Source organism: Paenibacillus sp. FSL K6-0276, from assembly GCF_037977235.1.
In the GTDB taxonomy this organism is placed as follows: Bacteria; Bacillota; Bacilli; order Paenibacillales; family Paenibacillaceae; genus Paenibacillus_AQ.
In genome coordinates this window covers 3,618,014-3,637,697 of record NZ_CP150276.1, presented here as the reverse complement: position 1 = coordinate 3,637,697, position 19,684 = coordinate 3,618,014, and the positions used below count along the sequence as shown (strand labels likewise).

Annotated in this window: 17 protein-coding genes and 1 pseudogene; 13 read left to right on the top strand and 5 right to left on the bottom strand. The window is 41.9% G+C overall.

All coding sequences use genetic code 11. The annotated features are described in order from the left end of the window. Positions 1-15 precede the first annotated feature (15 nt). Genes MHH52_RS17210 through MHH52_RS17200 form a run of 3 tightly spaced genes read left to right on the top strand, consistent with a single transcriptional unit; the run spans position 16 to position 1,961 of the window. Positions 16-909, top strand: coding sequence for an NUDIX domain-containing protein (locus MHH52_RS17210; protein WP_340003762.1), 894 nt, complete (start codon positions 16-18; stop codon positions 907-909). Continuing rightward, positions 906-1,457, top strand: a complete 552-nt coding sequence (locus MHH52_RS17205; protein WP_313641948.1) for an NADAR family protein — start codon at positions 906-908, stop codon at positions 1,455-1,457. The genes MHH52_RS17210 and MHH52_RS17205 overlap by 4 nt, the downstream gene beginning before the upstream one ends. 45 nt (positions 1,458-1,502) lie before the next feature. Then, positions 1,503-1,961 (top strand): NUDIX hydrolase, encoded by a 459-nt coding sequence (locus MHH52_RS17200; RefSeq protein ID WP_340003761.1) that lies wholly within the window; start codon positions 1,503-1,505, stop codon positions 1,959-1,961. Positions 1,962-2,338: 377 nt separating this feature from the next. On the opposite strand, the pseudogene MHH52_RS17195 reads toward MHH52_RS17200, so the two are convergent. Then, a pseudogene (locus MHH52_RS17195) lies at positions 2,339-3,601 on the bottom strand (IS110 family transposase). 204 nt (positions 3,602-3,805) lie between these two features. On the opposite strand from MHH52_RS17195, the gene MHH52_RS17190 reads away from it, so the two are divergent. The 7 genes from MHH52_RS17190 to MHH52_RS17160 all read left to right on the top strand — a co-directional run bounded on the left by MHH52_RS17190 (position 3,806) and on the right by MHH52_RS17160 (position 9,316). Next, the gene (locus MHH52_RS17190) at positions 3,806-4,525 is read left to right on the top strand and encodes a nucleotidyltransferase domain-containing protein (protein WP_340003760.1); all 720 of its coding nucleotides are present in this window, start codon (positions 3,806-3,808) and stop codon (positions 4,523-4,525) included. A 415-nt stretch (positions 4,526-4,940) separates the two neighbouring features. Beyond that, positions 4,941-5,135, top strand: coding sequence for a hypothetical protein (locus MHH52_RS17185; protein ID WP_340003759.1), 195 nt, complete (start codon positions 4,941-4,943; stop codon positions 5,133-5,135). 145 nt (positions 5,136-5,280) lie between these two features. Beyond that, entirely contained in the window at positions 5,281-5,535 is a 255-nt protein-coding gene (locus MHH52_RS17180; RefSeq protein ID WP_340003758.1) for a hypothetical protein, read from the top strand. A gap of 144 nt (positions 5,536-5,679) precedes the next feature. Continuing rightward, positions 5,680-6,162: an NUDIX domain-containing protein gene (locus MHH52_RS17175; protein WP_340003757.1), complete on the top strand. Its 483-nt coding sequence runs from the start codon at positions 5,680-5,682 to the stop codon at positions 6,160-6,162. Positions 6,163-6,266: 104 nt separating this feature from the next. After that, positions 6,267-7,109 (top strand): tyrosine-type recombinase/integrase, encoded by an 843-nt coding sequence (locus tag MHH52_RS17170; RefSeq protein WP_340003756.1) that lies wholly within the window; start codon positions 6,267-6,269, stop codon positions 7,107-7,109. 512 nt (positions 7,110-7,621) lie between these two features. Further along, positions 7,622-8,260 (top strand): hypothetical protein, encoded by a 639-nt coding sequence (locus MHH52_RS17165; RefSeq protein WP_340003755.1) that lies wholly within the window; start codon positions 7,622-7,624, stop codon positions 8,258-8,260. A 567-nt stretch (positions 8,261-8,827) separates the two neighbouring features. Next, on the top strand, positions 8,828-9,316 hold the full coding sequence (locus tag MHH52_RS17160; protein ID WP_340003754.1) for an NUDIX domain-containing protein: 489 nt from the start codon (positions 8,828-8,830) through the stop codon (positions 9,314-9,316). Positions 9,317-9,468: 152 nt separating this feature from the next. Here MHH52_RS17160 and MHH52_RS17155 read toward each other — a convergent pair whose 3' ends face one another. From MHH52_RS17155 to MHH52_RS17145, 3 genes are all read right to left on the bottom strand, one after another. Beyond that, on the bottom strand, positions 9,469-10,686 hold the full coding sequence (locus MHH52_RS17155; protein WP_340003753.1) for an IS110 family transposase: 1,218 nt from the start codon (positions 10,684-10,686) through the stop codon (positions 9,469-9,471). 535 nt (positions 10,687-11,221) lie between these two features. Then, positions 11,222-12,556, bottom strand: a complete 1,335-nt coding sequence (locus MHH52_RS17150; protein ID WP_340003752.1) for an IS1182 family transposase — start codon at positions 12,554-12,556, stop codon at positions 11,222-11,224. Positions 12,557-12,958: 402 nt separating this feature from the next. After that, a complete protein-coding gene (locus tag MHH52_RS17145) occupies positions 12,959-13,450 on the bottom strand; it encodes a hypothetical protein (RefSeq protein ID WP_340003751.1) in 492 nt (163 codons plus the stop codon). 329 nt (positions 13,451-13,779) lie between these two features. Here MHH52_RS17145 and MHH52_RS17140 point away from each other — a divergent pair, with 329 nt between their 5' ends. The 3 genes from MHH52_RS17140 (at position 13,780) to MHH52_RS17130 (ending at position 18,059) form a co-directional block, all read left to right on the top strand. Next, positions 13,780-14,586, top strand: a complete 807-nt coding sequence (locus tag MHH52_RS17140) for an aminoglycoside phosphotransferase family protein (RefSeq protein WP_340003750.1) — start codon at positions 13,780-13,782, stop codon at positions 14,584-14,586. A gap of 196 nt (positions 14,587-14,782) precedes the next feature. Beyond that, the gene (locus MHH52_RS17135) at positions 14,783-16,069 is read left to right on the top strand and encodes an IS110 family transposase (RefSeq protein ID WP_340003749.1); all 1,287 of its coding nucleotides are present in this window, start codon (positions 14,783-14,785) and stop codon (positions 16,067-16,069) included. Positions 16,070-16,559: 490 nt separating this feature from the next. Beyond that, positions 16,560-18,059: a UDP-N-acetylmuramoyl-L-alanyl-D-glutamate--2,6-diaminopimelate ligase gene (locus tag MHH52_RS17130; protein ID WP_340003748.1), complete on the top strand. Its 1,500-nt coding sequence runs from the start codon at positions 16,560-16,562 to the stop codon at positions 18,057-18,059. A 133-nt stretch (positions 18,060-18,192) separates the two neighbouring features. On the opposite strand, the gene MHH52_RS17125 is transcribed toward MHH52_RS17130, so the two are convergent. After that, entirely contained in the window at positions 18,193-19,410 is a 1,218-nt protein-coding gene (locus MHH52_RS17125) for an IS110 family transposase (protein WP_340003747.1), read from the bottom strand. Positions 19,411-19,684 lie beyond the last annotated feature (274 nt).

Below are 19,684 nucleotides of genomic sequence, written 5' to 3'. Positions count from 1 at the left end.
AGGAGGCAAGGACACATGAATTTGTTGGATCGCGATGGACTTACGGAACGTCAATTTTTTGAGCAGTACCGTGCCGGGGATTTCGAGCGGCCTTCGGTGGCGGCGGACATGGTCATTTTCACCGTCACGAACACGGAGGCGGACAGCTACCGCAAGCTTCCGGAAAAAGAGCTGCGAATTCTGCTCATTCGGCGAGGAGGTCACCCGTTCCTGGGCAATTGGGCGCTTCCAGGCGGCTTCGTCCGGCCGGACGAGACGACGGAGCAGGCGGCGGTGAGGGAGCTGCATGAGGAAACCGGTGTAGATGACGTATATTTGGAGCAGTTGTACACCTTCAGCGATGTTGGAAGGGACCCTCGTACCTGGGTGATGAGCTGCAGCTACATGGCCTTAATCAACAGTGATCAGGTACAGCTGAAAGCAGGAGATGACGCTGACCTAGCTGCCTGGTTCAAGGTAACCTATCGGCTTCTGCGCGAGCGGAAAGAGCTTATTGAGGATGGGTATGTGAAAACGAAGGAATATGAGCTCAAGCTAAGCAGCGAAGAAGAAGAGTTTACGGCAGTTGTGGGTCGGACGATGACGTCAAAGTCGGCCTCTTCGTCAACCGCATACTCCATCGTATCAAATGACGGATTGGCTTTTGATCATGCGAAGATTATCGCTTGCGCTATTGAGAGACTGCGGGGAAAAGTGAATTACACCGATATTGTGCTACACTTGATGCCGCATCTCTTCACTTTGACGGATCTGCAGCAGGTTTACGAGGTGATCTTGGACAAAGAGCTGCTGAAAGCCGCATTCCGGCGTAAAGTAGCGGATCTCGTAGCGGAGACCGATCATTATACTGAAAATGCGGGACATCGTCCTTCCCGCTTGTATCGGAGAAGTATGGAGGAATATCGATGATATACAATATCGAACAGTTAAGAAAAGCTTATATCGCGGGCAAAACGTTCAAGTTTGTGTTCTTCTGGGGCCATACACCGCCAAAGCACGACGGCGTCGACAAAAGCTGCTTCAGCCAATGGTGGATGAGTCCTTTCGTGGTAGAGGGGATCGAGTATTCCTGTGTCGAGCAGTTTATGATGTCCGAGAAAGCAAGACTGTTTGGGGATGACGAAATGTTGGACGCGATCCTTAAAGCTAAGCATCCCAAGGAGATGAAAGCCTACGGGCGTGCAGTAAGAAACTTCGAAAATGACACTTGGGATAAAGAATGCTATGACATTGTCAAAAGAGGAAATATAGCCAAATTTTCGCAGAATCCGAAGCTTGGTGAATATCTCAAGTCAACGAAAAACCGTATTCTCGTCGAAGCTAGCCCACAGGATCGCATTTGGGGAATAGGCATGAGCCAGTCCAATCCGGATGCGGAGAATCCCGTGAAATGGCGGGGTAGGAACCTACTTGGATTCGTGCTGACCGAAGCGAGGGACGAATTGCTGCGGGATTAACTTCTACCGGAATTGTTATTGATGAAAGAAGGGGGGGTTCCTGACATGACTCAAAACGGAATTGTATTGGTTGTAAGTGTTTCGATTATACGTGAAGAAACGGTACTGATGATCAAAGAAAACAAAGCATCTGTTAAGAATAAGTGGAACTTCCCGTCCGGCAGAATCGAGTGTGGTGAAGATATTCTAGATGCAGCACGTAGAGAAGCAAAAGAAGAAACCGGTTATGATGTGAGACTTACAGGCACAACAGGCATTTATAATTTCATAAGCAGTTCAAATCATCAGGTTATTTTATTTCATTTTATTGGTGAAATTATTGGGGGCTCCCTTCTTCTGGATACAAGAGAGATAATTGATTCTAAGTGGTCATCACTTCGGGATTTGCTGATTCCAGAATTAATTGAGTTACGTGATAAAGAAGTTATTAAACAAATAGTCGAAAATCTTATCTCTGAAAAAGAGTTCCCATTAACATTATTCAATAATAAATTTAGAGATTAGGTCTTAAACTCCCTCAATATGATTTGGTTTTCTCATTCAAGCTCATGAATTCGCAGGATTTCACCTTTAGCTAAGTGTTAAATAAGAAGGAAACAGAGGAGGCGGTGGCTTGGAACACCTGTAAGGGCATGCAAGAATAAAGGTGAGAGTACATCACCCAATTTGTTCCATATCCTGCACGTCTCCATGTCGCCCCTAGCGATTTTCACTCCCATGTCTCAACGGGTCTATGCCCTTTCATTCCTTCATCATATCTAACTAATGGGTGGAGTTCGGTTTTTCTAACGGAACGGGTCCGAGCCCTTTTGTTTAATGCCTCCCGATACTCCGTGCTTCTTGTCCATCCTGCGAATGCATCAACCGGTGAAATAACGCGCCTAAGCGGCTTGCGGAAATACTTTAACTGAACTATAAGCTTCGCTGCTCTTGGCCAGGCTAACAAGCATTCGGGCCACTTTACCACATAATTTCATAATAGATTTCATTTTCTTGAGCTTTTTCACGTCTACATTGTAGTGGTGCAGGGCTCTAACATCCGGATTGGTCATGACCATACACATCGTCATGAGATAGAGAAAACGTCGGAGACGCGGGCGGCCGCGCTTGCTAAGCACCATTTTCCCGCCATTTCCCTGAACTGGCCTCAGCCAGGTTTAGTCCCGCATGACGAAGCAAGGCATTTCCGTGTGAGACCCACTAAGATCACCAGCCTCTCCTAACACACCGGCTAGACTGGTTACATTTACACCTCGAATGGCAAGCAGCTTTTTGGCATAAGGGACGCGCTCAAGAACGAGCTGGAGTTCACCTTCAATTTGCTCAAGCTGGCGCTGGGCCAAGTCGTATTCTTCGAGCAATTGACCTAAGTGCAGCTTATAGGCGTGCAAAGCCTGCGTAGCACCAACGCTGCGTTTAGCGAGCGAGATAAGCAGCTCAGCACGCTGTAAACCCGCATGGCGCTTCACATATTGCTTCCAGCCGGCAATGACTTGCTCGGTTGTTAACCGGCTAATTTCTTTCGGGAGAGGAAACAGTCTGAGCGTGGCAATGGCACTTGTGCAGGTAAGGATTTTAAAGACATGCCGAAGTTCCGGAAACACAATATCTACCCAGCGATGAATCTGGTTAACAGCGCTGTTTAGTCGCTTGGCAATCGTGTCCCGGTGGGCCATGAGAATCCGCAGTTCCTCGTAGGCTTCTGGGTTGAACCGTACAGGAGAATAGTAGCTGTTTTTAACCATATCTGCGATGACGAGTGCGTCCTTACGGTCGCTTTTCGACGGGGTGTTGTCGCGGTTTTCTTTATTCTTTTTGACAAGGTGAGGATTTACGAGAACAGCCTCAATTCCCTGACCTGCAAGCCAACGAGCCAAGCTTAGCCAGTAATGGCCGGTAGGTTCCATGCCAACGATGACTTTGTTAAGCTTGTAAGAATTTAGCAGATCCTTAATCCACCGGCTAAACTGTTGAAAGCCCTCGTCGTGGCTGCCGAACTCAAGTGGCAATCCCAGTGCAATTCCCCGATAGCTGACCGCGCGAGAAACATGAGCTTCCTGAGCGATATCTACGCCGACTACAAGATGAGATGAGGAAATGTTTTCAATGAGTTGATTTTGCTTGTCCTGAGCTTTAAACTTCATAGTAGAGCGACCTCCTGGATGGGCTTTTTGAGGCAATGACCTCGTGTGCAACCCCATCGTACCGAGGCGCTCGTTTTTGTGCAAAGACCAAATTATTCATTCTACAGGAATTCTAACGGGACACTATAGTTCAACTAACTGGCAGGTTAGTGCAAATAAAGGTCTTTTGAAACCATCGTCGAAATTACATTGTATGCCTTATGGATGAGGGTGGATCTGATAAAAGATCTGAGTTTTATTAAAAGCCAAGTTCATCACAATTTGCTTGCAGATATTTTACAAAAAGCTATAAGTGACGAGGAAATATCTGGAGTTATGCTTTGTGGCTCATTCGCCCGAGGAGACGCAAACGAAGGTTCAGATCTAGATATTTATATAGTTTTAAAGAACGATTACAATCGGAGTTTCTATGCAGAAACTAAACACGGAATTCTTATTGAAATAAAGTATGCCAATGTTGAAAAGGCAAGGGAGAAACTTCGACTAAACAGTATGGAAGTTTACAATTACATTGACGGAAACATTTTGTATGATTCGGAAGGATTGTTAGAAGGTTTATCCAACTATGCTATGGAGTGTTTTCATGATTATAAAAGTAAGCCTAAGGATAAAAGGGAAACCTCCCATTGGTTAAAAAGTTCAAAAATAAAAATTCAAGCAGCTTTCCAGGCTGGAGATGTGCTTAAAGCATCTTTTGTAGTAAGTACTTCTTCTTACAAAATATTAGAAGCTTTCTGGTTAATAAATAATATGCCAATGCCACCGAATGGCGGAGTTCTCACGCATCTAAAGGATTTAAAAGTAGGTTCATCATATCTAGAAAAATGGAAGGAAGATTTATTCTTAGGCTCTAATGAAGTGCGGATAAGCACTGCACTTGAAATGATCGACTTCGTTACACCATTCTTAGAGCAGGAAGACTAAGCTCCCATGAAAATAGAATCAGATCAAAACCTGAAAAAGAGCATAATAAAGAAAACCCAGAAGAACACTTTTTAAAAAAGGCTGAGCCTTATGTGTTCTTTAATAAAGTTAGATAGAGCGAAAATAACAAACTTCCTTCCACAACCAAAAAAGGCTAGGCTGGTGCAAAAACCAGAGTAGGATTAATCTCCCATGAGTGCTTCCCAAAAGGGAGCGACAATCTGTGATGCACCGGGGTCGTTGGAGTCAGACTAACGGATGGGCTCTAAGGCACCATAGCTTATCGACCTTCTTCGCCAGCCATAGTAGCAGTATAGACTGATTTTCCCGTTTTCATCATCTGTGGTGCAGCGCTTGCGCTGCATGTGTGGCTAACGGGACACGATAGTTCAAAAAGGAAAATTAGGAGGCAGTCATGGAAGGACTTATTGGATACTCTGCTTTGTTTTTCATGCCTTTATTTGCATTTATTTTTATTGTGACTCTGATTGCCTCATTGAAAAGGCTAAAAAATAACCAGGAGTTAGAGGGAATTGAATACATATGCGGAATAGCTTTTGCTCTGATGATGTGGACTCTCAGTAGTTCGATTATGCTTAGTGCAAACTAATTACTAAGAATTATTACGGGGAGCTTGCTTTCGTGGCTACTCTCGCAGTTACTTTTACGCAAAATAAACAGTAGTACGAATACTTTTAATTAAGTGTTACGGTTAGTCGATCAGGATTATAATTACAAGCGAGGTGAAACAACAAATGTGGAAGAGCAGTTTTATATCTGGTTTGGGACTGATTGCATTAAGTGGCATTTTGTACACAGTGGAAAGATTTATTGCTGTTTTTGAATATATTGGGGATGCTGCTCCAGTAAAAATTAAAGGGTCTGGATCGTATCCATCTGAACCAACTATGCCTGGTGTTTTTGATAATTTATTCGTAGGGATTTTCTTAATACTTGGGCTAATTTTATTAATAATTGGATTAAGTAAAGGAATTAAGAAATCAAGTTGAAGTTATTCCGCTAACGGGACACGATAGTTCAACGATGACAAGGCTGCCAGCACGATTGGCAGCCTTGCTGCGCGAACGGGCAGGATAACGCAATGCTTATATGGAATATATTTGAAAAATCAAATACTATGAGGAGTGAAAAATTTGCGGTATAGAGCTTGTTCTCTTTGCATTATTAAAAGAAGAGAATCAATATTACTTGAACAATTCCCGGAAGAAGATGGTATCATTACATTTCGCCCAGTTGGTGGCACGATTGAGTATGGGGAAGATAGCAAATCAGCTGTAATACGAGAAGTAAAAGAGGAAATTAATATTGATATTATTGAACCAAAATTGATAGGGATTATCGAGCACATCTTCCCTTGGTACGGAGAAATTGGGCATGAATATGATTTTATTTATGAAGCGAGCTTTAGTCGAATGGATGACTATAACAAGAATGAATTTGAAGGGATTGAGGGGGACAAAAAGTTTATAGCTGTTTGGAAGAACTTAGATGATTTTGAAGAAAACCTTCAGTATAAACTTGTTCCTGACGGTCTTTATGAGATGCTTACAAGTGGGCAAATTTCTGATATTAAACATATTAACACAAAAGATTTATTGGCTTTTAAAGGGTCTTGATTAACCTAACGGGACACTTTACGTTAGTGCAATAAAGTGATTAAACCCTTCCATTTCAAGAGAACCTAGATCTAATAGGTTTATATAATTGGGAGGGTTTCTCTATGTATCTGAGTGAATTATGGAAGCTGTATGAAGTTGATAAACGGATTCAGGGATTCAGTCCGTACACATTAAAAGCCTACACATTGCAATTAAAAATGCTGGTTGGCGAATTAGGTGATCTTGAGATTGAGGAAATCACTTTGCTAGAGCTTAAGGAATATTTAGCTAGACAATCTGGTCGATTAAAGCCAAGCAGCTTAGGACATCGTATCAGATTTGTGCGCTCCCTTTTTCGCTTTGCGTATGAAGAAGGTTACCTTACGAAAAATCCCTCTCTTAAATTGAGGGAACCAAAGATGGATAAACGCATTCCGAAGTTTCTTATAGAAGAGGATGTGATTCATCTTAAGATTTCCTGTCTATCACATCGAGAACGAGCTTTGTTGGAATTCCTATATAGTTCTGGCTGCCGTGTTGGAGAGGTACAGAAAATAAACATTGAAGATCTTAACTGGGAAAATTGTTCAGCGATTGTAAATGGCAAGGGATCCAAACAAAGAGAAGTTTACTTTACCACTGAATGCAAGGTGTGGTTAAAAAAATACTTAAAGTGTCGCGAAGATTCCTGTAAAGCACTGTTTGTAACGGAAACACATCCTACCCGCCGAATGACGATACCGACGATCAGATGGGCGCTAAAGCGGATAGCAAATCGGGGAGAGATTGAAGCTAATGTGTACCCGCACCGTATTCGTCATACCTATGCATGTCAGCTATTGGATAATGGAGCACCTTTAGAATTCATTCAAGGGATGTTAGGGCATGAAAAAGCATCGACCACTCAGATATATGCTCAGCTCCGTGGAGAGCGAAGACGCGAGCTGTATCGACGTTACTTCTAATGTATCCAAGTCTAGGTAGCCAATTTGGATGGCTATCTTGACTAAACTCCCATGAAAATTAAACTAGCTCAATACTAGTAAAAGAACAAGAACATAAGAAAAAAGACCCAGAAAAACACTTTTTAAAAAAAGGCTGAGCCTTATGTGTACTTATATAAAGTTAGGCAGACCGAAAAACAACAAACTTCCTTCTACAACCAATAAAGGCTAGGCTGGTGCAAAAACCAGAGTAGAATTAATCTCCCATGAGTGCTTCCCAAAAGGGAGCGACAATCTGTGATGCACCGTGGTCGTTGGAGTCAGACTAACGGATGGGCTCTAAGGCACCATAGTTCATCGACCTTCTTCGCCAGCCGTAGTAGCAGTATTGACTGAATATAACCATTTTCATCATCTGTGGTGCGGCGCTTGCGCTGCATGTATGACTAACGGGCAGGATAGTTCCAAAATGTGGTAGTATAAGAGGGGTAATTTGAGGGTGTGATGAATCCGTTATATTGAGGAGTGATAAATTGAGGCAAGCAGGATTAGTTTTATTAGTGCTAGTAATAATCTCCTTAGTGTCAGCATGCAGCAGTGGCAACACAGATAAGACCATGAGGTCCGAAACTCCCGTGGAAGCCCTCGAAAAAGGCCAAGTGAAAAAGTCTTTCAATAATGATATAAACACGAATCCTGTTGAGGAATACGTTGAAAAGTTCTCTTATCTGAAACAGCTATCTTTAGAGAAGCAGGAGGCTTTTACTCGATTTAAATCTGAGAGGAACTTGCAAGACCTTTACAATTTCACCCCTGAGGACATGGTGCTGATTTATCTTTACTGTCTATCAATAGGCGATCCAGACTTGATATATGAGATTACTTTTAATGGGGGGCAACTTCCTGACCAAGATAAATTTCGGAAAGATTATTTCGAGTATGCAATGAATTATGATTCCGAAACAGCAGTACATTACAGATATTATGATTCTATAAAAGTGGATGAGAGTACGTCCGAGGAGAATAAGGTAACTGTACTTATTACGGTTAGTATAGAAACAACGACTCATTCCATGGCTTTAGGGCTACAAAAAGAGGATCAAGTATGGAAATTGGATATCTACCATTTGATAAAAGATTATATAAATAAAGCAAGTAAAAACAAAACATAATAGGTTGATTCAGGTAATAAAAGCTATTTCGTAAAACACTGTTAAGCTCCCATGAAAATTAAATTAGCTCAAAACCTGAAAAAGAGCATAATAAAGCAAACCCAGAATAACACTTTTAAAAAAAGGCTGAGCCTCTTGAGTAATCATATAAAGATTGTTAGGTCTTTTAAGCATAAAAAACATCATAGATAACAAACAAAAAGGCAAGGCTGGTGCAACAACCAAAAAAGGATTAATCTCCCATGAGTGCTACCCATATAGGGTGCGACAATCTGTGATGCACCGTGGTGGTCGGAGTCAGACTAACGGTTGGGCTCTATGGCACCATAGCTTATCGACCTTCTTCGCCAGCCATAGTAGAAGTATAGACTGATTTTCCCATTTTCATCATCTGTGGTGCAGCCCGCTCTTGGGCTGCATGCATGGCTAACGGAGAACGATAGTTCAAACAACTAGGGAGCAGACCGCTATGAGCAGCTGCTCCCTTTCGCATTGAAGTAACGGGCAGGAAAGTACAGGGACCATGTGGAATAAATATACAACTATAGCGTATTAGGGGGTCTTGGAATGGGGTTTCCGACACATATTGTATCGGCAGGCGGAATTGTAGAAGATGGAAATGGAAATATCCTATTAGTAAAAGCCCATGACGATGGTTGGGTGTATCCTGGTGGGATAACTGAAGTTGGAGAAAACCTGATTGATGGCGTGATTCGTGAAATCAAAGAGGAAAGTGGAATAGACGCCACTGTTAGCCATTTAATTAGTGTTGTATCGAATACAGCGATCCATAAGTGGTATGACGGTGTGACTGATGTTCCTACGAAGGTCATGTTTGATTTCGTGTGCAAAGCTGTAGGTGGAGAGTTAGCTACTTCTGATGAAACGAGCGATTGCAGGTGGGTTCCAAAGGAAAATGTTCTGGATTTGATTTCTTTACCCGCAATCCGCATGCGTTATGAAGCTTATTTGAACTTTAACGGATCTGTGAATTATATAGAGTTTGTCCCTGCGACAACGTCAGAATGTAACGTCAAGCTTCATAGGCATGTTTAGTTGTACGAGGGCTCGTGTTTTAAGAATCTTTGCACTCCCATGAAAATTAAATCTGCAGTTATTGTAAAAAAGGCAAAGTAAATAAGACGCAGTCCATTCATTTTTTTGAAGGTCACAGCATCCGAAATAAGGAATATTGGTATATCAATGAATTAAGAGACTTCTGCAATAGTTACAGAATAACCTAAGTTTTCTAGTCGTCGAACTGCGTATTTCACAATAGATTGTTGCTTCTGTTTGTCAAAGTAATCTTCCCCTAGGTCCACATACATTTCTTCACGTGTTAACAGATAGTAGGCTATTCTCAACATAGCATGCGCAACAGAGACCGCTGCTCGTTTCCTTCCTTTTCGCGCTGCTGTTCGTCTATACATGGCACCGAGATAGTTCTTTGACGCTGCAACAGAATGGGCTGCTTCAACTAAGGCGGACTTCAGATATTTGTTTCCATTTTTAGCTTTAGCAGATTTTCTCTTTCCTGCATTTTCGTTATGCCCAGGTACAAGTCCAGCCCATGAGCATAAATGCGCAGCACTGGGAAACTGTTTCTTAATATTGGTCCCAATTTCGGCTAAGATTTGTTCTGCCATTCGAGTAGCTATTCCAGGAATTGAATCTAAACGTTCGACATCGTCATGAAATGGAGTTACCCTCGTAGCGATTTCCTGATCTAGAATCACGATTTGTTCACTTAAAAAATCAATGTGCGTTAAAATAGTCTTAATCATCAAGCGTTGGTGAGGGTTTACATAGCCGTGTAGAGCGAGTTCAAGTTCATCCTTTTTTCGCTTCATTGTGCGTCTAGCGAAGTTCGCAAGTTTCTCAGGATCATCTTCACCATCAGCAATGGCATGAAGCATATCACGAGAGGAGACACCCATAATATCAGAGACAACAGAGCTGAGCTTAATATGGGCTCCTTCTAACACTTTTTGAATTCGGTTATGTTGTCTAGCCCGTTCTTCAATGATACTACGACGATATCGAACAAGTTCTCGAAGCTCCCGTTGATTTCGATCTGGAATGAAACTTGCTTTAAGCAGCCCATGACGAAGAAGCTTTGCAATCCATTCTGAGTCCTTGACATCTGTTTTACGCCCAGGCAAAGCTTTCATATGTTGGGCATTCACCACTAAAAATTCAATTCCTTCGGCTTCAAGTAAATTAACAATAGGCTTCCAAAATACACCTGTGCTTTCCATGGCAACGTGAGTACACTCATGCTGTTTAATCCAGTCAATTAATTGTAATAGAAACATAGTTTTAGTTGAAAACGTTTGAATCTCCTTTCCGTTAGACGTTAGAATACATGCGGTAATATTATCCTTATGGATATCCATACCACATGCCCGTTCAATTACGATTTCCACCTTAAAGCATCCTCTCTACGGCTAAATTAGAAAGAGGCTGGTGCAACAATCAGAGTAGGATTAATCTCCCATAAGTGCTTCCCAATAGGGAGCGACAATCTGTGATGCACCGTGATCGTTGGAGTCAGACTAACGGATGGGCTCGTAGGCACCATAGCTTATCGACCTTCCTCTCCCAGCCATAGTAGCAGTATTGGCAGATATAACCATTTTCATCATCTGTGGTGCGGCGCTTGCGCTGCATGTATGACTAACGGGGAACGATAGTTCAACGGATCATGGAGCAGTATGCCAGCGTTGAACCAAGGAATTCTGCATATTATTCCATCTTATGTAGTGGACTTGGCTGCAAGGATGGATAACGGGTGCTTAAGCTGAAGAAGAAGTTTTTGGTCTAAGAACAAAATATTATTAAAAAAACTCGCCGAATGGACGAGGAGGCCACTGAAAAACGTGTGTTTTAAGAATCTGTAAAATGAGCTTAAACAGCTAAAGGCGAATTCCCCTCCATTCTGAGTGAGAATTCGCCTTTATTTTATGTATTCCTCATGCTCTTTACTTTAATAGCGTCAATATCCTTCTCTTTAAAATATTCACTTTCTTGGAAAGTTTGCTGCTCACTATGCTCCGTGGATTTGATGCTCACTGAATAGGTTTTTGATTGTGCTCCCTCTTTATAACATCCTTCTTTGTAGGGGCATTGCTTACACTTATCGATATCAAAATAATAAGTATCCTTTTGATTTTTTCCTACATTCTTTGTCCCCGTACGTGCCCTACGAATTGCCATATGCCCTGCTTTACAAACGTACATCCCTGCATCTTTATTAAACTCAAATTCATCTTCTTTTTTACGAGTACCCTGAGTAATCTGCGGATGTAATTTGGATATGAGTTGCAATTCATTTTGTTTGGCATACTGAATATTTTCTTTCTCAGAATAGGCTGTGTCGCCAATGACTGTATCGATATCCATGCCCGTTTTGCGACTTTTTTCGATTAGTATTTGGAGTTGTTTCCCATCACTTTTTTCACCTGTTGTAACTACGGCAGCTGTAATAATACGTTCTTCATTCATTGCAATATGTGTTTTATAGCCAAAAAAAGAAGAGTCGGCTGTTTTGTGACCCACACGTGCATCTGGATCATTAGAAAATTGAAGGTGCTCCACGTGATCTTCTACGATTTCCTTTAAGTAGTTCAACTTTTCCTTTACCTTTGGATATTCGCGGATACTTTCTTCTTTTTCCACGGCGTCAATTACTTTTTGGCAATAGTCCAGTTCATCCACTAATTCGTTTGTAGTTGTTTTTGGCGGGAATTTATCTTTCATGTTTTCATTGATTTGATAAACGGCCTTGCGCAACAGCTTAGACTTCTCCATCAATATTTCTTTGGGTGATTGCTGATTGAATCGTGATTTCGTGTGGGTAGCATCCACAATAATTGCGCGGCTCTTAATGATTTCTTTTTCCAATGCAATTTCCACCGTTTTTTGAATCAGCATGTCGAGCAGGTTCACATCTTTCAACCGAAGTTTACGAAACTTCGTGAGTGAACTAGGATTGATGACCTCGTCTTCAGGCGCCATATCTAAGAAGTATTTGAGCGACATGTCATATTTAGAACGTTCTACGACATCCACATCGGATAAATCGAAAATCGATTTTAGTAATAAATACTTGAACATACGAATAGGAGGCACGGCATTGCGACCATTATCTAGGCAATATTTATTCTGTAATTCTTCATGAACAAAAGAAAAATCTACGAGGTCATTTATTTGTCGTAGCATATTATCTTTAGGTACGACGATATCGTAAATCGCCATAAATGGACTGAGGTTAAGGGATTGTTGGTTTGAAATCATCCGAGTCACCACCTGAAATTAATACAATCATTATACAGCAAAACAGGACACCCATCCTCGAAAAGATCGAGGATGGGTGTCCTGGAATGGAGTTTTCATGGGCCTCCAAAAGGGGCCTTTATAACTTGAACTTAAAAACATTAGAGGGGCGTAGCGAAGGGGAAATTTGGAACTGGAGGAGCGATAGCGACCGCCTTTGTCTCCGGATTTTAACCGCTAACAGCGGTACAATTCAGGAAATCTGGAGACAACAGCGGCCGGAAGTCCAAATATTCTCCGTAGTTACGACTGACTCCTTAAATGTATGATCTAGAAAGAACTTTTTCAGTGGCCTCATGGACGAGCCTTTTGTGTTTTTATATGCCAATTAATATTCTAAACAGGAATTTTCTATAATAACCCCTAACACAAAACTATAATTCTATAGGGTGTGGTTTGGGCGGGGATACTTTTTGTGGCAGGTCCGTAAATAACAATTAGATCTCGGTTCGCAGGGGTTCTTGAAAAGTGTTGCCCATTTGTTAATACTATTTGAGTATATGGAGAAATATTTAATCGTAATCGTCCATCACTACTCTCCAACTCAGTATTAAAATAATCTACTTTTACATTCTGATATGGGCTATTTTTTACCATGACAAGTGCTTGATATTGTGGAGGGTAAATAAGAAGAGCAGGTGCATTTCCGTCATAATATCCAGTCACGTGATCTCCTACTGCCACTATTACATGGTCTACAAAATAAGTTGTGGGTGACACCACGAAATTTACTAATGCTCCCATTCCGTTTTCTACAGATATTAATTTATAACAACCTTCTACTTTTCCATTTTGACCTGTAAAAAAATCATTAATCATAGTAACAGTCCCGTGGAAAGAATAAAAATTTGTCATACAATACCTCCTTTTGCTTTATAAAGATAATGCACTATTCGTAAAGTCAAATAACCTGTGTTTACAGTATGAAGGTTAATAACTATATGATTGTGCAGATGCCCATAAAGGAAATTCCTCAGTGAATAGTGTGAGTTTATTGCGCTAACGGAGAACGAGAGTTGAATAACACACATTGTTGAGCAGGCGTTACGACAGCCTGCTCATTTTACAATTGTTCTCTACAAGTAAATAATTGTGACATTTTGTTATTATTAGATGAGTAGCACCCATAACTAAGAGAAGAAAATCTATAATAGAAAACGTACTGAAAAGCGAGGTAAAACCTTATGACCCAAGAAGAAGTATTAAGTGGCGGAAATATAAACCATATCGTCCGTATAGGAGACACTGTTCGTCGCCCTACGGGATATTGGAGTCCAAGTGTACATGAACTACTCAAACATTTGGAAAAACAAGGATTTGAGGGGGCACCAGTTTTTTTCGGAATCGATGACTCTGGTCGTGAAATATTGACATTTATTTCTGGAGAAGTCCCAGGGAACGATTATCCAGAACTTGAACCGTACATGTGGTCGGACGAAACGCTTGTGGGTTTGGCACGACTTTTGCGTCGTTTCCATGATGCGACTAAAACGTTCACTCCCAATACGGAGGACAGATGGCAGCTTAGCTATGCCGACGATGCAGAGCACGAAGTGATATGTCATAATGACGCAGCATTGTATAATGTTGTCTTTCAAAAGGGGGCTCCTGTGGCGCTGATTGATTTTGACATGGCTGGCCCAGGGCCGCGTCTGTGGGATATTGCGTATACTCTTTACACATCGGTTCCTCTTGGTTGGTTTACGCCTGACCGTTCTTCTGGAACAACGGAAGTAGTAGCGTACCAGCATGAAAAACATGTTGCAGAGCGACGTCGGCGAATTCATTTGTTTTTTGAATCTTATGGAATTCCTGTCCCAAATAATCTGCAAGAGTGGATTATTCAACGTTTGACTGTACTGTGTGATACGATGAAAAATTTTGCCGTTAACGGAAACCAAGCCTTTCAAAAAATGATTGATGAGGGTCACTTGGCGCATTATGAGAGTGAGATTCGTTTTGTAACAGACCATTTCGAAGATTGGATATAGAAATCGAATATTGAGCCCGGGACACTATAGCTCAATAAACACACTAACAAAGGCTGCCGGCATGATCGGTAGCCTTTGTTCACCTAAACATTCCTGTTAGGGCTAAGAAATAGACTTTGCCAAAAAAGGAGCGCCTCGGTATGATGGGTTTGTCCACGGGTTCGAAACCCAACACCATCAAGGAGGCGCTCTTATCATGAAGTTTAAACAATCAGAAGCACAAAATCAACGAATTGAACGAATTACCACTTCTTATCTTGTAGTAGGCATCGATATGGCCAAGGAAACACATGTAGCACAGGTAACGAATTATCGTGGAATCGTGCTGACGAATCGGCATCTATCGTTTAGCAACACCATTGAGGGCTTTGAAAGGCTGCAACGTTGGATGGAAGCCATCCAGCAAAAGCACCGTTTAAGCAGCGTAATCATTGGTATGGAGCCGACAGGGCATTATTGGTGGAACTTGGCCAACTGGCTTACACATAAAGGATTGCAAATCGTCTTAGTCAATCCAGCAACGACCAAGCGCAATAAAGAAAACCGTGACAATTGCCAATCGAAGAGTGACCCAAAAGACGCACTTGTCATTGCAGATGTAGTAAGCCGTGGCTACTACTATGAACATACGAAACAGACCCACGTGTTTCAGCGGTTACGAACCCTGATGAGTGATCGAGAATTTTGGGTTACGAATAGTGTTCGGTTACAAAATCGCATCATTCGTTGGCTGGATATCCGCTTTCCGGAGTACAGTTCGGTTTTTAAGGATTGGACCTGCAAACGTTCGATGGCCACACTGAAGGAGTTTCCTACGCCTCAGGATCTTGCAGGGCGGTCTATACCGGAGATCATTGCGATATGGAGAAAACATATGCAGCGAGCAGGCGGTTCTTCAGGCACACAAAAGGCGGCTGAGCTCATTGCATATGCTAAGCGGAGTGTAGGAGACGTTACAGCTTTAACTGAAGCAAAGCAAGATTTTGTACGTCTAATCACGGAGTTCGAACGAATTACGGATATGTTAGTAGACATCGAAAAGCAACTCCGCGCATTGCTAGAGGAGATTCCCATGGCCGCCCAGCTCCGTTCCATTAAAGGCCTTGGTCCGATCTTTGTCGCGGCCATCTTAGCAGGTGCAGGTGACCTTAGACAGTATGAACATGGACGTCAGTTACTGCGCAAAGCCGGTCTAAATCTCGCAGAAAGTACATCGGGGAAAAGGAAAGGACAGATCATCATCTCCAAACGAGGAGACTCCAGCCTAAGGAAATATCTATACTTAGCGACCATTCAACTCATCGGAATTAATCCGATCTTTCAAGAATTACATCAGCACAATGTTCAAGTAAAGCACATGAAAAAGCAACAGTCTGTCTTCAAGCTTGTGGGTAAAGTAGCGCGAATTCTGATCGGTATGGTCCATCGAGCAGAAACATTCTCTCCCGAAAAAGCCAGCTATCTCGTTTCACAAGCAGCTTAAGGTATTACCCGTCACGTATATTGATTCGTTCGCGGGATTTTGACAAAGAAAGCACGGAGAACCGAGTTACTGCCCAAAAAGGGCTTAGACCCGTCCGCTAAACGCAATCGGTCTCCACACCTTGGATAAGTATGACGATGGAATGTAAGGGCATAGACCCGTCGAGTCATGGGATGGTAAACACCAGGGCAATTTGTGGAGTTTGCGTGCAGTAGAGTGAAGCGATAAGGAATGGCTGAAGCGATTCCTCTGTTCCCGCATGCCCAAATACTGGACTGACGGCTCTCGCCTCCAGCTTTCCCCACCTTTAATACTAATCCATGGTGATGAAATCCTGCGAATGAGTGAGTATATGTGAGATAACCCATTAAAACTGAGGGACGGGCAGTTTAGCTTAATAATGATGTTTAATCGGGGAATGTTAGAGGAGGAATTTTCCAATAGGCGAATATGATATATAAAGTAAATTACCGAAAAGGGGCATTTTAAAGTGGAATTAAAAGAATTAATTGATCTTCTTACCATCACGGAAGTACGTGGTAATGTGAATGTGAATATAACTGGAATCAAAATGAATTCACAACATGTAAACCCTGGAGATCTGTTTATTTGTGTTCCTAGTATACCTGGCTTCCAAGAAGATCGTCACTATTATGCTGAGAATGCAATCGAAGCTGGGGCGGTCGCCCTTATAGTGGAACGTGATATTAACGTATCTGTACCGACCGTCAAAGTGCCTGATTCACGATATGCTATGGCAGTAATAGCTTCTCATTTTTATGGTTATCCGAGTCGTGACTTAAAGCTGATAGGTGTTACTGGAACGAATGGAAAGACCACTACAAGTCATATGCTTGAATCGATATTGGCGCATGCAGGACTCCGTACGGGATTGATGGGGAACCTTGGGACAAAAATCGGTTCAATGACAATGGAAACTGATATAAATACCCAAGAGCCTCCTGTTTTACAGTCAAATTTAAAGAAAATGAAAGATGCTTCCACCGATTATTGCGTTATGGAAGTGACTTCTCAAGGGTTACATGTAGGACGTGTACAAGGTTGTGAATTTCGAACTGGAATTTTCACGAACTTAACACAAGATCATTTGGACTATCATGGAACAATGGATAATTATCTTGCAGCAAAAGGTTTATTATTTTCAAGAATAGGAAATTCTTTTTCTCCAGACCTATCTCAACGCAAGTTTGCCGTTTTAAATGCAGATGATAATGCATCTTCAATATTCCGTAAATTAACTGCCGCACAAGTCCTAACTTACGGAATTGTTAATGAAGCAGATGTTATGGCAAAGGACATACAGTTGAATGCTCAAGGAACAGTATTTAATTTAGTTTCCTTCGCAGGAACGATATCGATTAAATTAAAAATGGTAGGGACTTTTAATGTGTATAACGCGCTCGCTGCCATAACAGCTTCATTAGCCGAACAGATCCCTCTAAATGCAATCCAAAAAGGGTTGGATAGCCTTAATACTGTGCCTGGCAGAATGGAAGTCATCAATGAAGGACAGGACTTCCTTGTGCTTGCTGATTACGCTCATACCCCTGACGGGTTAGATAATGCGCTCTCGACAGTTCGTGAGTTTGCGAAGAGGAGAGTTATAACAGTTTTTGGTTGTGGTGGTGACAGGGACCGCACAAAACGTCCGGTTATGGGTACTATCTCAGCAAAGTACAGCGATATTGTAATCGTTACATCGGATAATCCAAGGTCAGAAGACCCAACACATATCCTAAAGGATATTGAAGTTGGATTAAAAGAATGTGGAGTAACAAATGCCACTTATGAACTCATCGAGGATCGGAAAAAAGCTATAACAAGAGCCATTCAAATTGCTGAACCTGGGGATGTTGTACTTATCGCAGGGAAGGGGCATGAAACCTACCAAATTTTAAAGGATCGAACGATACATTTTGACGATCGAGAAGAAGCCAGAAAAGCGATTCAAGAAAAAATGTCGGTATAATAGCAGAGATGATTATTGCACTAACATGAAAATTAAAAGGCTGGTAGTCGAAGGAAATTAACAGCACTAAATAAGACGCGGCTCATTCATTTTTTAAAAATATGCAGCGCCTAGGATATTTTTGATCCGTAAATCAGGAGACTTCTGAAATTGTAACGTTATATCCTAAGGTTTCAAGTCTTCGAACCGAATTCCGTACAATAGCTCCAAGTTTCTGCTTATCAAAATAATCTTCACCTAAATCTACGTACATCTCTTTTCTTGTCAGAAGATAATAAGCGATTCTCAACATGGCATGAGCTACTACAATAGCTGCTCTTTTCCTGCCTTTTCGTGCTAAAGTTCGCCTATACATGGCACCAAGATAGTTTTTGGAAGCACCAACGGAATGTGCAGCTTCTGTTAATGCAGATTTTAAATATTTGTTTCCTTTCTTTCCTTTAGAAGACTTCCGTTTGCCTGCGCTCTCATTATGTCCAGGTACGAGTGCTGCCCAAGAACACAAGTGAGCGGCACTTGGAAACTGGCTTTTAATATTTGTTCCTATTTCAGCTAAGATTTGTTTAGCCATTCGAGTGGCAATTCCAGGTATAGAATCTAATCGTTCTATGTCTTCCTGATCTGAGTTGACTCTCTCGGTAACTTCTTGATCTAACTTCGCAATTTGTTCGGTGAGGAATTCAATGTGGGCTAGAATGGTTTTAAGCATCATGCGTTGATGTGGATTTACGTAACCTCGAAGAGCGAGCTCGAGTTCTTCTTTCTTCTTTTTCATGGTTCGCCGAGCGAAGCTTGCTAATTTCTCCGGATCTTCTTCACCATCTGCGATGGCGTGAAGCATGTCCTTTGACGAGACCCCCATAATATCTGAAACAACAGAGCCCAGTTTGATGTTTGCTCCCTCAAGCACTTTTTGAATCCGATTATGTTGTCGGGCTCGTTCTTCAATGATGCTTCGGCGATAACGAACTAGTTCACGTAATTCTCGTTGATTTCGGTTTGGAATGAAACTAGCTTTCAGAAGTCCATGGCGAAGAAGTTGGGCAATCCATTCTGCATCTTTGACATCCGTTTTACGTCCTGGGAGAGCCTTCATATGTTGGGCATTCACGACTAAAAACTCAATATCTTCAGCTTCTAATAGGTTAACAATGGGCTTCCAGAATACGCCTGAACTCTCCATTGCTACGTGGGTACAACCATGTTTTTTAATCCAGTCAATTAATTGCAATAGAAATACGGTTTTAGTAGAAAACGTTTGAATCTCCTTTCCTTCGGGTGTCATTGTACAAGCGGTAATGGAATCCTTATGGACATCCATGCCACATGCGCGCTCAATGAGTATATCCATTGAAAATAAATCCTTCCTACGGCTTTTTATTGGGGGCTGGTGCAAAAACCAAAATAGGATTAATCTACCATGAGTGCTTCCCGAAAGGGAGCGACATTCTGTGATGCACCGTGGTCGTTGGAGTCAGACTAACGGATGGGCTCTAACGCACCATAGTTGATCGACCTTCCTCTCCCAGCCGTAGTAGCAGTATTGACGTTTTTAATCTCTTTTCTACATTTTCATCCTCTGTGGTGCAGCGCTGGGCTTGCGCTGCATGAATGGACGGGCAGTT

What these genes read in the sequence shown, in the direction of transcription:
- MHH52_RS17170 (WP_340003756.1), top strand. Translation starts at nt 6,267, where the DNA reads ATGTATCTGAGTGAATTATGGAAGCTGTATGAAGTTGATAAACGGATT.
- MHH52_RS17160 (WP_340003754.1), top strand. Translation starts at nt 8,828, where the DNA reads ATGGGGTTTCCGACACATATTGTATCGGCAGGCGGAATTGTAGAAGAT.
- MHH52_RS17180 (WP_340003758.1), top strand. Translation starts at nt 5,281, where the DNA reads ATGTGGAAGAGCAGTTTTATATCTGGTTTGGGACTGATTGCATTAAGT.
- MHH52_RS17185 (WP_340003759.1), top strand. Translation starts at nt 4,941, where the DNA reads ATGGAAGGACTTATTGGATACTCTGCTTTGTTTTTCATGCCTTTATTT.
- MHH52_RS17190 (WP_340003760.1), top strand. Translation starts at nt 3,806, where the DNA reads ATGAGGGTGGATCTGATAAAAGATCTGAGTTTTATTAAAAGCCAAGTT.
- MHH52_RS17150 (WP_340003752.1), bottom strand. Translation starts at nt 12,556, where the DNA reads ATGATTTCAAACCAACAATCCCTTAACCTCAGTCCATTTATGGCGATT.
- MHH52_RS17200 (WP_340003761.1), top strand. Translation starts at nt 1,503, where the DNA reads ATGACTCAAAACGGAATTGTATTGGTTGTAAGTGTTTCGATTATACGT.
- MHH52_RS17125 (WP_340003747.1), bottom strand. Translation starts at nt 19,410, where the DNA reads ATGGATATACTCATTGAGCGCGCATGTGGCATGGATGTCCATAAGGAT.
- MHH52_RS17145 (WP_340003751.1), bottom strand. Translation starts at nt 13,450, where the DNA reads ATGACAAATTTTTATTCTTTCCACGGGACTGTTACTATGATTAATGAT.
- MHH52_RS17205 (WP_313641948.1), top strand. Translation starts at nt 906, where the DNA reads ATGATATACAATATCGAACAGTTAAGAAAAGCTTATATCGCGGGCAAA.
- MHH52_RS17135 (WP_340003749.1), top strand. Translation starts at nt 14,783, where the DNA reads ATGAAGTTTAAACAATCAGAAGCACAAAATCAACGAATTGAACGAATT.
- MHH52_RS17140 (WP_340003750.1), top strand. Translation starts at nt 13,780, where the DNA reads ATGACCCAAGAAGAAGTATTAAGTGGCGGAAATATAAACCATATCGTC.
- MHH52_RS17210 (WP_340003762.1), top strand. Translation starts at nt 16, where the DNA reads ATGAATTTGTTGGATCGCGATGGACTTACGGAACGTCAATTTTTTGAG.